The organism is Streptomyces sp. NPDC001137 (genome assembly GCF_040298885.1).
GTDB lineage: Bacteria > Actinomycetota > Actinomycetes > Streptomycetales > Streptomycetaceae > Streptomyces.
Map to the genome: position 1 here is coordinate 1 of NZ_JBEPBA010000050.1, position 14,066 is coordinate 14,066.

Consider the following 14,066-nt stretch of genomic DNA (forward strand, 5'->3'; position numbering starts at 1 on the left):
AACAGGCCCGCCCGTTCCGCTGGACCAAGACAGCCGACCAGATCATCGACCGGATCTGCCACTACTGCGACAGGATCTCCGGACCAGCTCACTAGCCCAGCGGCACCGGCTCCGGCAGTCCCACCGGCCAGGTGTGCACCGGCTCCCCCGCCCGCATCAGCTCGCTGTACCTGCGAGTCGTGGCCGCCAGCGCGGCATCCCGCGACAGGCCGGTCTCCAGGGCCCGATGGAAGGTCGCCGCCTGCCAGGTCGCGCCGTTCACGCGGCGTCGGCAGCGCTCGTCGATGACGCCCAAGTAGAGGTCGCGGTCGGCGGGTTCGACCCCCCACGCGTCCAGCCCCGCCTCGGCGAGCGGCAGCAGTTCGTCGCGTACCAGGCTCACCGCGTCGACCTGCGTGGTGCCGCTGTACCGGCCCCGCCGCGGCCACTCCAGGCGGGCGTCGATGCCGTGCCGGCAGGCGGCGTCGAAGTTCGCGGCGGCCGCCTCGAAGGGCAGCCGGGTCCACACCGGTCGCGACTCCTCGGCGAGGGCGCGGACGAGGCCGTAGTAGAAGGCGGCGTTGGCGATGACGTCGGTGACGGTGGGCCCGGCGGGCAGGACGCGGTTCTCGACGCGCAGGTGCGGGACGCCGTCGGCGATGCCGTAGACCGGGCGGTTCCAGCGGTACACCGTGCCGTTGTGCAGGACGAGTTCGGCCAGCGTGGGGACGCCGCCTTCGTCGAGGACCCGCAGCGGGTCCTCCTCGTCCGAGATCGGCAGCAGGGCCGGGAAGAACCGCACGTTCTCCTCGAACAGGTCGTACGCCGAGGAGATCCAGCGCTCCCCGAACCAGGTGCGCGGGCGCACGCCCTGCGCCTGCAGCTCCGGCGGCCGGGTGTCGGTGGACTGCTGGAACAGCGGGGGCCTGGACTCGCGCCACAGCTCGCGGCCGAACAGGAACGGGGAGTTGGCGCCCACGGCGATCTGCGCGGCGGCGACGGCCTGCGCGGCGTTCCAGACATCGGCGAAGCGGCCCGGGGTGACCTGGAGGTGCAGTTGCACGGAGGTGCAGGCGGCCTCCGGGGCTATGGACTTCGAGGTGCAGGTGAGGCGCTCCACGCCGTCGATGTCGAGGACGAAGTCCTCGCCGCGGGCGGCCACGATCTGCTCGTTGAGCAGGGCGTAGCGGTCGACGTCGGAGAGGTTGGAGGAGACCAGGTCGTCGCGGTCGAGGGTCGGCAGAATGCCGATCATCACGATTCCCGCGTCGAGTTCCCCCGCTTTTCGGTGGGCATATGCCAGCGAGGTCGTGAGTTCCTCGGCGAGCCGGTCGAATACCCGCCCACCCAATCGATGTGGGGCTATGTTGACTTCCAGATTGAACATGGCGAGTTCTGTTTGGAAATCACGGCTCGCGATCCGCTCGAGAACCTGGGCATTGAGCATTTTCGGCATGCCGTCGCTCCCGGCAAGATTCAGTTCGATCTCCAACCCCATGAGGTTCTTCGGGCGATCGAACCGCTTCTCGTCCAGGAGCCGCTCCAGTCCCGTCAGACACCTGCGGAGCTTGTCGCGGTAGTGCTGCCGATCGGACAGGTCGAACCGGCCTGCCACGACCTTCTCCCCCATCGAAGCGTCCCTCCTCGCGTGGGCGGCTCGAGGATCCGGCCGCCCGGTGTCGGGGTCACGTGGGATGATGCCCAGCCGGGGCGATCGATAACGTCCCCGCGCCGGGGCGTCGCCCGCTACTCTGATGAGCGTGACCGGTGGCACATTCACCAGGCATGAGTCACAGCGCGGTTTCGGGCCGACGACGAACTCGTGAAAAACGCCGACGAGAATTGGCCGACCGCTCCCCGACTATTTACCGAGGTCACCGGCGTAAGGTGGCAGCGGAATCGGGATGATTCCTGCGTATCGCCGACCGGATACACCCTTGCCGAGTGCACCCGAAACGGCTAGACGAAACACGGTCTGAACACATGTCGTATAAACTCCGCGAACAAGACAGAGGGTCGGCGCCCGCGGTCATGGAACCTGCCGTCGAGGTGACGTGCGGCAGGCCTCAGCCACACTCCTCGTTCCCAGGCCCCGGCCCCCGCCCCTCTGGCCACGTGAGCAGACAGCGCCGTCCGCCCCCGCCCTCGCGCCACCGTGCCTGTCGAATGAGAGGCGACCCACCATGCCGCTGCATGTCCCCCCGGCTCCCGCGCCCGCCCTTCGCACCGTCCTGACCGCACTCGGTTCCCCCACCGCGGTCCGCGAGGCCCGAACTCCCTCCTTGCTGCGCTCCCAGGGCCCCGCCACCCCCGAACTCCCGCTGCCCGTACACGTACTGGACCAACTCAGCCCCGCGGGCGTGTCCGCCACCCGGCTGGCCGGGTGGCGCTTCCTGATCCGCTGCGGCGAGCGCTCGGTGGCGGCCGCCGACACCATGCTGACCCCTGACGGCTGGGCCTTCTCGCACTTCTTCGAAGGCCCCTACATCGCCTCCACCGAGCGTGCCCTGCGCCAGGCGGAGACGATGAGCCAGCCCTACCAGCCGCGCCTCCTCTCGGTACCCAGCCTGTACATGCTCACACTGTGGCTGCACGGCGACTGCACCGCGGACGGCGCCACGGGCCATCCCGCCGCCACGGACCTCCTCGTCCCGCTGGCGCCGGCGCCGCCCGGCATCGCCGCGCACCGCCCGCTGCGCGTCGCCGAACTGCTCCCGGTGCTGACCCATCGGGCGACTCCCGTCCCACTGCTGGGCTCGCCCGCCTGAGCACCACCGCCCCTCGCCAGGCACCTTTCGTGCCCCGTTCCGGAATTCCGGAACGGGGCACAACGCTTTTCCGCCCGTCAATTCGCTCGTACGAGCAGCCAATTGCTCGTACGAGCCGAAAACGGGGTCTGACCTGGAAGGACTAGCCCCATCCGGCCACCGGGAACCACCCGAAGTGACAGTGCAGTTGCACTGAACCGTCCGCGCCCGGGATGCGTCCTCAACCTGTGAGAAGCGGTGCTGCGAAATCCCTGCGGATTGACGCCCGTGGGGCAACACTGGGACTGGACCGACTTAATCACTACGGGGGGCGGCCATGAACGGAGCTTCAAGCCGCGGGACAGCCAAGACAGCCATCACACACATCACGACAGAGCGAAAGATCCCATCAATGTGCCAGCACCAGCCGCCGTGTCCGACAGCCCACTCCGCCGACCGGGAATCCGCCCGACTCGTGGCGCACCACCCGGAGCAGGGATGGAGCCTGCTGTGCAACGGCGTTCTGCTTTTCGAGGACACCGGTGAGCTCCTGCCCGACGGCCAGATCATCGCGCCGCACCGCCCGCTGGGCGCCGGCCAGGTGATGACGGCCGCCTGAGCGGCACCGGGCGGTGCGCCACACCACCCGGAGACTTGAGGGGCCGGTCGCCAGGACACCCTGCGAACCGGCCCCGACGCATGTGCGGAGGCGATCACTGCGCGTAGTTGCGTGTGCCGGTCACGTCGACGGAGGTGGGGAATTGGCCGCGGACGAGGCAGGGGCCGAGGCGCCGTCCGAAGCCCCCGGCAAGGTCACGATCACGGAGATCGCCCGCCGGGCCGGGGTCTCGGTGCCGACCGTGTCCCGGGTCGTCAACGGCCGCTGCGACGTCTCGCCGCAGACCCGTGCCCGCGTCGAGGACCTGCTGGTGCGCTACGGCCACCGCAGGCGCGCCGCCGCCTCAGCGACCGGCGCCGCCCTGCTCGACCTGGTCTTCAACGACCTCGACAGCCCGTGGGCGGTGGAGATCATCCGGGGCGTCGAGGAGGCCGCGCACGCCTCCGGGGTCGGCACCGTGGTGTCGGCGATCCACGGCCGCTCCGGTGACGCCCGCGAGTGGATGCGCAATCTGCGGGCCCGCGCCTCCGACGGCGTCGTCCTGGTCACCTCGGCGCTGGAACCGGTCCTGCACGAGGAGTTGCGCGCCCTGGGCGTCCCGCTGGTGGTCGTCGACCCGGCGGGCTCCCCCGCCCTCGACGTCCCCACCATCGGCGCCGCCAACTGGTCGGGCGGCATGGCGGCCACCGGGCACCTGCTGTCCCTCGGCCACCGCAGGATCGGCCTCATCGCCGGCCCGCCCAGGCTGCTGTGCTCAAGAGCCCGCTTCGACGGCCACCGCGCCGCCCTGGAGAGGGCGGGGCTCTCGGTCGACGAAAACCTCGTCGTCCCCGGCGACTTCCACCCCGAGTCCGGCTTCACGGGCTGCAACACCCTCCTCGACCTGCCCGAACCGCCGACGGCGGTGTTCGCGGCCAGCGACCAGATGGCACTCGGCGCGATCGAGGCACTGCGCCGGCGGGGCCTCAGGGTGCCGCAGGACATGAGCCTGGTCGGCTTCGACGACCTTCCGGAGGTGCGCTGGTCGGCCCCGCCGCTGACGACGGTGCGCCAGCCGCTGGCCGACATGGGCAGGCTGGCCGTCGGCACGGTGCTGCGGCTGGCCCGCGGCGAACAGCCCGACTCACCGCGGGTGGAACTCGGCACGGAGCTCGTGGTGCGGTCGAGCACGGCACCCCCGGCACCCTGAGCCGGGGGGCCGGACCCCGGCGGTGCTCCCCACTGCACCGCCGGGGCGTTCTCTACTTGCCGCCCAGCGCCGCCCTGATCGCGAAGTAGGCGGACTTGGGCTGCAGTTGCTCGTCCCACGGGAGCGCAGCACCTTCACCGGGGAAGAACGCCGGGATCCACGAGTACTTGTCGGTGTAGTCCCACACCGTGATGCCCACGCACCGCCGCACCGCGAGACATGCCTCGGTCAGGTCCCGGTACCACTGGGCCTGCTGCGCCAGCTTCTCGTCGGTCGCCGGCAGGATCATCCGTACGTCGACCTCGGTGAGCGCGGTGTCGAGGCCGAGCCGCGAGAAGCGGCGCAGGTTGTCCTCGAGGGTCGTCGGATAGCCGTACTGGAGGGCCAGATGGGCCTGGAGTCCGATGCCGTCGAGCGGGACCTTCCGGGCCTTGAGGTCCTTCGCCAACTGGTAGTAGGCGTCGCTCTTCGGGCCGACCGCCTCGATGTTGTAGTCGTTGAGGTAGAGCTTGGCGTGCGGATCGGCCTGGTGGGCCCAGCGCAGCGCGTCGGCGATGTAGCCGGGGCCGAGCGTCTTGTACCAGAGCGTCTCGCGGTAGGTGCCGTCCTCGTTGAACGCCTCGTTGACGACGTCCCAGGAGTAGACCTTGCCGCGGTAGTGCCGTACCTCGGTCTGGATGTGCTTCTTCAGTACGGCCCTGAGCTCGTCCGCGGTCCAAGCGCGGCCGGTGAGCCAGTCGGGCAGCTGGCTGTGCCAGACCAGGGTGTGGGCACGGACCCGCTGGTGGTTCTTGCGGGCCAGGTCGACGATCTGGTCGCCGTTCGTCCAGTCGAAGACGCCCTGCTCGGGCTCGGTGGCGTACCACTTCATGCCGTTGCCGGGCGTGATCATGTCGAACTCGCTGCCGAGCAGGGCCGTATAGGCGGTGTCGGTGAGTTCGGGGTTGTCGGTGGCGCTGCCGAAGTAGCGGCCGTGGCGCTGGGCCAGTTCCGCGAGCGTCGGCTGCTTCGGGCTCGCCTGGGCCGCGGGGCCGGTGGCGATCCCGGCGGCGACCAGGACAGCGGCGAGGCCGCCGGCGAGTCTGAGACGGGTGGTCTTGCGCATGGTGCGACTCCTCACGGTGTGGGGTGCGGGGCCGTACGGACGCCGGTGCGCCTCATCCCTTGGTGGCACCGGCGGTGAGGCCGCCGACGAGCTGCCGCTCGGCGACCGAGTAGAAGGCGAGGGCGGGAACCATCGCGAGGACGAGATAGGCGAAGACGCGCGCGTACTCCGCCGAGTACTGGCCCTGGAACTGCTGGACGCCGATCGGCAGGGTCCACCACGTGTTGTCGGTGAACACCAGCAGCGGCAGCATGAAGTTGTTCCAGCTGGCGACCACGGCGAGGACCGAGACCGTGCCCAGCGCGGGCCGTGCCATGGGCAGCAGCACCCGCCAGAGGAAACCGAAGGAACTGCACCCGTCGAGGGTGGCCGCCTCCTCCAGCTCGCCGGGGATCTGCCGGAAGAAGGCACGCAGGATGATGATCGTCATCGGCAGTCCGTAGGCGGCCTGCGGGAGGATCACACCCAGCGGGTTGTCGAGCAGGTCGAGGTAACGCAGCAGCAGGAACAGCGGCAGTGCGGCCACCGCGAAGGGGAACATCAGCCCCATCGTGAAGAAGGTGAACAGCAACTCCCGCCCGCGGAAGGCGAACCGGGCGAAGGAGAAGGCCGCGAGCGCGGACACGGCGACCATGAGCACGGTCGTCGCCACGGCGATCAGGGTGCTGTTGCCCAGCATCCTCCAGAAGCCGCCGGAGCCGAGGATGTCGGTGTAGTTGCCGGTCAGCCAGTGCTCGGGCAGCCCGAAGGGGTTGCGGGAGAGTTCGGCCGTCGACTTGAAGCCGGACATGACGGCGTACAGCAGAGGTACGACCATCACCGCGCCGACGGCGACAAGGACGACGTGCAGCGGCAGTTGACGCAGGGTCTTCACGTGCCGTCTCCCCTCATGTTCGTGGTGGCCCCTTCGAGGTCGCGGCGGAGCACGAACCGCTGGTAGGCGAGGGCGAAGACGAGGCAGATGCCGAACATGACCACGCTGATCGCGCTGGCGTAACCGACCTGGTAGCGCTTGAAGCCGTACTGGAACATGGTCACGGCCATCGTCTCGGAGTGGTGGTCGGGGCCGCCCTGGGTGACCACCCACACCAGGTCGAAGAGCTGGATCGCCCCGATGACCGACAGGAAGACGCTGATGCGCAGGGTGGGCGCGAGCAGCGGCAGGGTGACATTGCGGAACCGCTGCCAGGGCCCGGCGCCGTCGATCAGCGCCGCCTCGGTCAACTCGGCCGGGATGGACTGGAGTCCGGCCAGGTAGAGCATCATGTGGAAGCCGAAGTACTTCCAGGTCATGACCAGGAACAGGGTCGCCATGACGTAGGAGGGATCGGCGAACCACTCCCCGCCCAGGCCGTCGAGGCCGACGGCGCCCAGGACGTGGTCGGCGAGTCCGTCGTCCGGGGCGAAGATCATGCTGAACAGCACGCCGGTGATGGCCTCGGACAGGACGTACGGCGCGAAGAACAGCATCCGGTACACGGCCCGGCCGCGCAGCCGCTGGTTGAGCGCCACGGCCATGGCGAGCGCGAACGGCAGTTGCAGCGCGAGCGACAGCACGACCAGGACCAGGCAGCGCCACAGGTCGCCCAGGAAGACGTCGTCCTGGAAGAGCCGGGTGAAGTTGTCGGTTCCCACGTAGTCGGAGGGCATGCCGAAGCCGCCCCAGCGGAAGAAGGCGGCGTACAACGCGAACAGCATCGGCAACAGGACCAGGCCGATGAACAGCACCAGGGCGGGCACCTGGAAGCCGACCGCGGTGAACCAGTTCAGCAGGCGCCGCCTGGCCCGCCCCCGCGCGAAGTCCGCGGCGGGAGGCGGGAGTTCGACGCTCGGTCCGGTCCGCTTGTCCGGAAGGAACGTGGAGGACGTGGAAGTCATCGGCGGCTACTGCTCTTCCTTCGCGGTCTTCGTGATCGACTGCGTGACCTGCTCGGGCGACTTGGACCCTGCGATGAGCGCCGCGACGCTGTCGTTGATCTCCTGCCCGACGGCCGGTGCGTACGCCTGGTCGAGGTAGAGCTGAAAGCCGGTGGCGCTCTTCAACTGGGCTTCCACGGCCTTGAGGTTGGGGTCGCTGAGGGCGCTCTCGGCACCCGGGGCCACGGGAATGGCCCCGGTCTTCTTGACGAGTTCCCGATCGGTGGTCTCGGAGGCGAAGAACTTCAGGAAGTCGACGGCCGCCTGCGGGGCGCCCTTGCGCAGGGCATGCCCGCCGCCTCCGCCGAACACCTCGGTGATGGCGCCCTTTCCGCCCTCGACCGCCGGGAACGGGAAGAAGCCGAGGTTCGCGCCGAGGCCCTTGCCCTGGTCCGCCTCCACCTGCGGGGCCCACTGCCCCATGAGCTCCATGGCCGCCTTGCCGTTGCCGACGGTCGCGGCCTGGCCGCTGGGTGTGGAGTAGGCGGCGCCGAGGAATCCCTTCTGGAACGGCTGGAGTTGGACGAGGTCCTTGAGGTGCTGTCCGGCCTCGACGAATCCGGCGCCGGTGAAGTCCTTGTCGTCGCTGGCCTTCTGGAGGGCGTCAAGGCCTGCGGTGCGCATGGAGAGGTAGGCCCAGTAGTACATGCCGGGCCACTTCTCCTTGCCGGCGAGGGCGATCGGCGTGATGTTCCTGGCCTTCAGCTTGCGCACGGCGTCGAGGAAGCCGCTCCAGGTGGTCGGGGGCGCGGCGATGCCGGCCTGCTTGAACAGGGCCTTGTTGTACCAGAAGCCGATCATGCCGATGTCGAACGGAATGGCGTACGTCTTGTCGTCGAAGATGTACGCCTTCGTCGAGGCCGGCAGCAGTTGGCCCGCCCACGGCTTGGTCCGGTCGGTGAGGTCCTCGACCATCCCCGCGTCGATCTGCTGCTTGAGGACTCCGCCGCCCCAGGTGTGGAAGATGTCGGGGAGCTTGCCGGAGGCGGTCAGCGCCGTCATCTTCGACTTGTAGGCGTCGTTCTCCAGCTGGACGATCTTCAGCTTCACCTTGGGGTTCTGAGCCTCGAACTTCTTGGCCAGACCGGCCCACACGGTCTTCGCCGGCTCGGTGGTGGAGATGTTCCACCACTCGACGGTGGTCGTCCCGTCCGACGACCCTCCGTCCGAGTCTCCGCCGCATCCGCTCAGTGCCGTCATGCCCAGACCGGCCGCGGCGGAGGCCGCCAGGAAGCCGCGGCGGGACAGTGCCCGGTCGCCCATATTGCGCTCCTTGGGTAGGGACGGCGCGTCCACGACCGTCCGCTGGGACCGAAAGTTTCGGAGATGATCCAGAAAGCTGCGTTGTTGCCGCACCCTAGAGACAGCTCCCAAAGGGTGGCAACCCCTTGTACGCGGTGAATCTGCGGGCAACGTCCGCGGCGCGGCGGGGCATTGATCTCCCCTCATGCGCTCCGCACCCGGAATGGGCGAAACATTCGGCGAACTCAGCGATCCTTACGAACCAACCGGGACCGCTCCACGCACAGGGCACACCGTTCGTGGACACCTACGCCCACCGGCCGCCCAAAGGGGCTCTCGCGAGGCATCACTGATCACACATCCATGTGATCCATATCACAGGCCTGCTTGCCTGGGGCCATCTTCAGGGTGTACATGACCGGCGACGTTCATCGTCCCGTGCACCGGCGCATTCGCCCAGAGCACCTCATCGGCGGTCATCTCACCCGGGTGGCGTGGACGCACTGGGCGGTGTTCGACGTCAAGCCGGAACGGGACGTGGTCTGGACGGCGGCGGGCCTCGGCTGGGTGACCGGCCGCTCGTGGAACTCCCCAAGACCCGCTCGGGGCAGATCATGCGACGCCTGCCATCGGCAGGAGCTTCGGAGGATGAAGCGTAGTACTACCGCGCCACGCCCGGCCAAGTCACCGCTTTCCCCCTTCGAGGGACTTGAGCGCGAGGTTGAGTTCCAGGACGTTCACGCGGGGCTCGCCCATGAAGCCGAGCGTGCGGCCCTCGGTGTGGTCCTCGACGAGCTTCTCGACCTGGGTGACCGACAGGCCGTTGCGCTCGGCGACCCGGTGCACCTGGAGGTCGGCGTACTGGGGAGATATGTCCGGATCCAGGCCGGAGCCGGAGGACGTGACCGCGTCGGCGGGCACTTGCGAGGGCTTGACGGTGTAGCCGGGGACGGAATTGTCCTTGACGACCTTCGCCTTCGCCTCCTTGACCCATTTGATGAGCTCGGGGTTGTCGCCGGAGCGGTTCGTCGCGCCGGAAAGGATCAGCCGGTACTGGGTGTTGACCGAGTTCACACCCAGGCCGTCGGCAGGGCGCGGCTGGAAGTAGTCCAGGCTGTAGCCCTGTTGTCCGATCAGGGAGGAGCCGACGACCTTGCCGTCAGCCTTGATCTCGGAGCCGTTCGCCTTGTTGGTGAACAGCGCCTGGGCCACACCTGTGACGGCCAGCGGATAGATGATGCCTGTGAGCACGGTCAACACCAGCAACGCACGCAGCCCCGCCCCCAGCAACCGAGCCGTGTTCACAACGGGGTTGTTCATGTCCTTCACCACGCCTTAGAAGAGTTACAGCCCGGGGATGAGCGAGATGAGCAGGTCGATGGCCTTGATGCCGATGAACGGGGCGATCAGTCCGCCGATGCCGTAGATCGTCAGGTTGCGCCGCAGCATCTTGTCCGCGCTCACCGGCCGGTACTGCACGCCCTTGAGGGAGAGCGGCACCAGCGCGACGATGATCAGCGCATTGAAGACGACCGCCGAGAGGATCGCGGAGTCCGGCGAGGACAGACCCATGATGTTGAGCTTGTCCAGGCCCGGGTAGACGGCCGCGAACAGCGCCGGGATGATCGCGAAGTACTTCGCGACGTCATTGGCGATGGAGAAGGTCGTCAGCGCGCCGCGCGTGATCAGCAGCTGCTTCCCGATCTCGACGATCTCGATGAGCTTGGTCGGGTTGGAGTCGAGGTCGACCATGTTGCCGGCCTCCTTGGCGGCCGACGTACCGGTGTTCATCGCCACACCGACATCCGCCTGGGCCAGCGCGGGCGCGTCGTTCGTGCCGTCACCGGTCATCGCGACCAGCTTGCCGCCCGCCTGCTCCCGCCTGATGAGCGCCATCTTGTCCTCGGGAGTGGCCTCCGCGAGGAAGTCGTCGACGCCCGCTTCCTCGGCGATCGCCTTGGCCGTCAGCGGGTTGTCGCCCGTGATCATGACCGTCTTGATGCCCATCCGGCGCAGCTCGTCGAACCGCTCCCGCATGCCGTCCTTGACGACGTCCTTGAGATGGATGACGCCCAGGACACGGGCGCCCCTGTGGTCCTCGACGGCGACCAGCAGCGGGGTGCCGCCCGCCTCGGAGATCCGGTCGGTCACCTCCTGGGCGTCCCGCGCGACCTCGCCGCCCCGCTCCGCCACCCAGGCGATGACCGAACCGGCCGCGCCCTTGCGGATCCTTCGTCCGCCGATGTCCACACCCGACATCCGGGTCTGCGCGGTGAAGGCGATCCACTCGGCCCCGGTCAGCTCTCCGCGGTGGCGCTCGCGCAGCCCGTACTCCTCCTTCGCCAGTACGACGACGGAGCGGCCCTCGGGAGTCTCGTCGGCCAGCGACGACAGCTGGGCCGCGTCCGCGAGCTCGGCCTCCGTGGTGCCGGACACCGGCACGAACTCCGCTGCCCGGCGATTGCCGAGGGTGATGGTGCCGGTCTTGTCGAGCAGCAGCGTCGACACATCGCCGGCGGCCTCGACCGCCCTGCCGGACATGGCGAGTACGTTGCGCTGGACCAGGCGGTCCATGCCCGCGATGCCGATCGCGGACAGCAGCGCCCCGATCGTCGTCGGGATCAGACAGACCAGCAGGGCGACCAGCACGACCATCGTCAGATGCGTGCCCGCGTAGTCCGCGAAGGGCGGCAGCGTGGCCACGGCCAGCAGGAAGACGATCGTCAGCGAGGCCAGCAGGATGTTGAGCGCGATCTCGTTCGGCGTCTTCTGCCGGGCCGCACCCTCGACGAGGTTGATCATCCGGTCGATGAAGGTCTCGCCGGGCTTCGTCGTGATCCTGATGACGATGCGGTCGGACAGCACCTTCGTGCCGCCGGTGACGGCCGAACGGTCGCCGCCGGACTCCCGGATGACCGGGGCCGACTCACCGGTGATCGCCGACTCGTCGACCGAGGCGACACCCTCGACGACATCGCCGTCACCGGGGATGACGTCCCCGGCCTCGCAGACGACCAGGTCGCCGATCCTCAGGTCGGTGCCCGGCACCGACTCCTCGCCGTCCCCCGCCAGCCGGCGCGCCACCGTGTCGGTCTTGGCCCTGCGCAGGGTCTCCGCCTGCGCCTTGCCACGGCCCTCGGCAACCGCCTCCGCCAGATTGGCGAAGACCACGGTCAGCCACAGCCAGGCACTGATCGCCCAGCCGAACCAGTCGCCCGGATCCTTGAAGGAGAAGACGGTGGTCAGGACGGAACCGATCCACACCACGAACATCACGGGGGACTTGACCATCACCCGCGGGTCGAGCTTGCGGAAGGCGTCCGGCAGCGACCTGACGAGCTGCTTCGGGTCGAAGAGGCCCGCGCCGACACGTCCTTCGGCGGGCTTGTGCCCGGTGGGTACGTCGTTGTGCGGCGCCCGGGTCGGGGTGGCTGTGGACATCGGGTCCTCTTGCGTCGTTGCGTCGGTTGTCATGACGCCAGCCCCTCGGCCAGCGGGCCCAGCGCGAGCGCGGGGAAGTAGGTCAGACCGGTGATGATGAGGATCGCGCCCACCAACAACCCGGTGAACAGCGGCTTTTCCGTGCGCAGTGTGCCCGCGGTGGCCGGCACCGGCGTCTGCTCGGCGAGCGAGCCGGCCAGCGCCAGCACGAACACCATCGGCAGGAAGCGCCCGAGGATCATCGCCAGACCGGTCGTCGTGTTGAACCAGTCGGTGTTCGCGTTCAGGCCCGCGAAGGCCGAGCCGTTGTTGTTGGACGCCGAGGTGAAGGCGTACAGCACCTCGGAGAAGCCGTGCGCAGCGGAGTTGAGCATCGAGTGCGGAGGCGTCGGCAGGGCCATCGAGGCCGCCGTGAAGATCAGTACCAGCGCGGGCGTGATGAGGATGTAGCAGGCCGCCAGCTTGATCTCGCGGGAGCCGATCTTCTTGCCCAGGTACTCGGGCGTACGGCCGACCATCAGACCGGCGATGAACACCGCGATGACCGCCATGATCAGCATGCCGTAGAGGCCGGAGCCGGTACCGCCGGGCGCGATCTCGCCCAGCATCATGCCGAGCATGGTGATACCGCCGCCGAGGCCGGTGAACGAGGAGTGGAAGGAGTCCACCGCGCCGGTCGAGGTGAGCGTGGTCGACACCGCGAAGATCGACGAGGAGCCGACGCCGAAGCGGACCTCCTTGCCCTCCATCGCACCGTGCGCGAGCTGGAACGCCGGGCCGTGGTGGGCGAACTCGGCCCACATCATCAGGGCGACGAAGCCGACCCAGACGGTGGCCATCGTGGCGAGGATCGCGTACCCCTGCTTGACCGAGCCGACCATGATGCCGAAGGTGCGGGTCAGCGCGAAGGGGATCACCAGGAGCAGGAAGATCTCGAAGAGGTTGGTGAAGGGCGTCGGATTCTCGAACGGATGGGCCGAGTTGGCGTTGAAGTAGCCGCCGCCGTTGGTGCCGAGTTCCTTGATGGCCTCCTGGGAGGCGACCGCGCCGCCGTTCCACTGCTGTTGCCCGCCCAGGAACTGACCGACTTCGTGGATGCCGGAGAAGTTCTGGATGACACCGCAGGCGACCAGCACGATCGCCGCGACGAAGGCACCCGGCAGCAGGATCCGGGTCACACCGCGCACCATGTCGGACCAGAAGTTGCCGAGTTCACCGGTGCGCGAGCGCGCGAAGCCCCGCACGAGCGCCACCGCGACGGCCATACCGACCGCGGCCGACACGAAGTTCTGCACGGCCAGCCCGGCGGTCTGCACGACGTGGCCCATGGCCTGTTCGCCGTAGTACGACTGCCAGTTGGTGTTGGTCACGAAGGACGCGGCGGTGTTGAACGCCTGGCCGGGGTCGACGGCCTTGAAGCCGAGCGACAGCGGCAGGACGCCCTGGACGCGCTGCAGCAGATAGAGGAAGACAACGCTCACCGCCGAGAAGGCGAGCACGCCGCGCAGGTACGCGGTCCAGCGCATCTCGGTGCCGGGGTCGGCGCCGATGCCCCGGTAGATCCACTTCTCGACCCGCCAGTGCTTGTCGGAGGCGTAGACCTTGGCCATGTAGGTGCCGAGGGGGACATGGGCGAGGGCCAACGCGCCCATGAGGGCGAGCAGTTGGAGAGCGCCTGCGAGTACGGGACCCATGTGGTGGCTCAGAACCTCTCCGGGAAGATCAGGGCGAGGACGAGATAGCCCAGCAGGGCGACGGCCACGACGAGTCCGACGATGTTCTCGGCGGTCACAGCTTCGTCACCCCTTTGGCGACGAGGGCCACCAG

General features: G+C 68.6%; 12 protein-coding genes. 3 read left to right on the plus strand and 9 right to left on the minus strand.

Annotated elements, in window-relative coordinates; all coding sequences use genetic code 11:
• Positions 1-91 precede the first annotated feature (91 nt).
• Entirely contained in the window at positions 92-1,609 is a 1,518-nt protein-coding gene (locus tag ABT254_RS45870) for a glutamate-cysteine ligase family protein (RefSeq protein ID WP_351483675.1), read from the minus strand.
• A gap of 553 nt (positions 1,610-2,162) precedes the next feature.
• Between ABT254_RS45870 and ABT254_RS45875 the strand changes: the two genes are divergently transcribed.
• The 3 genes from ABT254_RS45875 (at position 2,163) to ABT254_RS45885 (ending at position 4,534) form a co-directional block, all read left to right on the plus strand.
• The gene (locus tag ABT254_RS45875) at positions 2,163-2,747 is read left to right on the plus strand and encodes a hypothetical protein (RefSeq protein WP_351483676.1); all 585 of its coding nucleotides are present in this window, start codon (positions 2,163-2,165) and stop codon (positions 2,745-2,747) included.
• A gap of 391 nt (positions 2,748-3,138) precedes the next feature.
• A complete protein-coding gene (locus tag ABT254_RS45880) occupies positions 3,139-3,345 on the plus strand; it encodes a DUF5999 family protein (RefSeq protein WP_115913979.1) in 207 nt (68 codons plus the stop codon).
• A gap of 142 nt (positions 3,346-3,487) precedes the next feature.
• On the plus strand, positions 3,488-4,534 hold the full coding sequence (locus tag ABT254_RS45885) for a LacI family DNA-binding transcriptional regulator (protein ID WP_351483677.1): 1,047 nt from the start codon (positions 3,488-3,490) through the stop codon (positions 4,532-4,534).
• A gap of 52 nt (positions 4,535-4,586) precedes the next feature.
• Here ABT254_RS45885 and ABT254_RS45890 read toward each other — a convergent pair whose 3' ends face one another.
• The 8 genes from ABT254_RS45890 to kdpF form a co-directional block, all read right to left on the minus strand.
• Complete coding sequence (locus tag ABT254_RS45890; RefSeq protein ID WP_351483678.1) at positions 4,587-5,639, minus strand: endo-1,4-beta-xylanase; 1,053 nt, start codon at positions 5,637-5,639, stop codon at positions 4,587-4,589.
• A 52-nt stretch (positions 5,640-5,691) separates the two neighbouring features.
• Positions 5,692-6,456, minus strand: coding sequence for a carbohydrate ABC transporter permease (locus ABT254_RS45895; RefSeq protein WP_351483699.1), 765 nt, complete (start codon positions 6,454-6,456; stop codon positions 5,692-5,694).
• A 53-nt stretch (positions 6,457-6,509) separates the two neighbouring features.
• Positions 6,510-7,517 carry a carbohydrate ABC transporter permease gene (locus tag ABT254_RS45900; RefSeq protein ID WP_351483679.1) on the minus strand — a complete coding sequence of 336 codons (1,008 nt, stop codon included), beginning with the start codon at positions 7,515-7,517 and terminating at the stop codon, positions 6,510-6,512.
• Between the two features lie 6 nt (positions 7,518-7,523).
• The gene (locus tag ABT254_RS45905) at positions 7,524-8,819 is read right to left on the minus strand and encodes an extracellular solute-binding protein (protein ID WP_351483680.1); all 1,296 of its coding nucleotides are present in this window, start codon (positions 8,817-8,819) and stop codon (positions 7,524-7,526) included.
• Positions 8,820-9,482: 663 nt separating this feature from the next.
• A complete protein-coding gene (locus ABT254_RS45910; RefSeq protein WP_351483681.1) occupies positions 9,483-10,118 on the minus strand; it encodes a potassium-transporting ATPase subunit C in 636 nt (211 codons plus the stop codon).
• 24 nt (positions 10,119-10,142) lie between these two features.
• The gene (kdpB, locus tag ABT254_RS45915) at positions 10,143-12,272 is read right to left on the minus strand and encodes a potassium-transporting ATPase subunit KdpB (RefSeq protein ID WP_351483682.1); all 2,130 of its coding nucleotides are present in this window, start codon (positions 12,270-12,272) and stop codon (positions 10,143-10,145) included.
• Entirely contained in the window at positions 12,269-13,933 is a 1,665-nt protein-coding gene (gene kdpA, locus ABT254_RS45920; protein WP_351483683.1) for a potassium-transporting ATPase subunit KdpA, read from the minus strand. The genes kdpB and kdpA overlap by 4 nt, the downstream gene beginning before the upstream one ends.
• 8 nt (positions 13,934-13,941) lie before the next feature.
• The gene (gene kdpF / locus ABT254_RS45925; protein WP_016434100.1) at positions 13,942-14,031 is read right to left on the minus strand and encodes a K(+)-transporting ATPase subunit F; all 90 of its coding nucleotides are present in this window, start codon (positions 14,029-14,031) and stop codon (positions 13,942-13,944) included.
• Positions 14,032-14,066 lie beyond the last annotated feature (35 nt).

What these genes read in the sequence shown, in the direction of transcription:
- kdpA (WP_351483683.1), bottom strand. Translation starts at nt 13,933, where the DNA reads ATGGGTCCCGTACTCGCAGGCGCTCTCCAACTGCTCGCCCTCATGGGC.
- ABT254_RS45890 (WP_351483678.1), bottom strand. Translation starts at nt 5,639, where the DNA reads ATGCGCAAGACCACCCGTCTCAGACTCGCCGGCGGCCTCGCCGCTGTC.
- ABT254_RS45880 (WP_115913979.1), top strand. Translation starts at nt 3,139, where the DNA reads ATGTGCCAGCACCAGCCGCCGTGTCCGACAGCCCACTCCGCCGACCGG.
- ABT254_RS45895 (WP_351483699.1), bottom strand. Translation starts at nt 6,456, where the DNA reads ATGGTCGTACCTCTGCTGTACGCCGTCATGTCCGGCTTCAAGTCGACG.
- ABT254_RS45900 (WP_351483679.1), bottom strand. Translation starts at nt 7,517, where the DNA reads ATGACTTCCACGTCCTCCACGTTCCTTCCGGACAAGCGGACCGGACCG.
- ABT254_RS45905 (WP_351483680.1), bottom strand. Translation starts at nt 8,819, where the DNA reads ATGGGCGACCGGGCACTGTCCCGCCGCGGCTTCCTGGCGGCCTCCGCC.
- ABT254_RS45875 (WP_351483676.1), top strand. Translation starts at nt 2,163, where the DNA reads ATGCCGCTGCATGTCCCCCCGGCTCCCGCGCCCGCCCTTCGCACCGTC.
- ABT254_RS45910 (WP_351483681.1), bottom strand. Translation starts at nt 10,118, where the DNA reads ATGAACAACCCCGTTGTGAACACGGCTCGGTTGCTGGGGGCGGGGCTG.
- kdpB (WP_351483682.1), bottom strand. Translation starts at nt 12,272, where the DNA reads ATGACAACCGACGCAACGACGCAAGAGGACCCGATGTCCACAGCCACC.
- ABT254_RS45870 (WP_351483675.1), bottom strand. Translation starts at nt 1,609, where the DNA reads ATGGGGGAGAAGGTCGTGGCAGGCCGGTTCGACCTGTCCGATCGGCAG.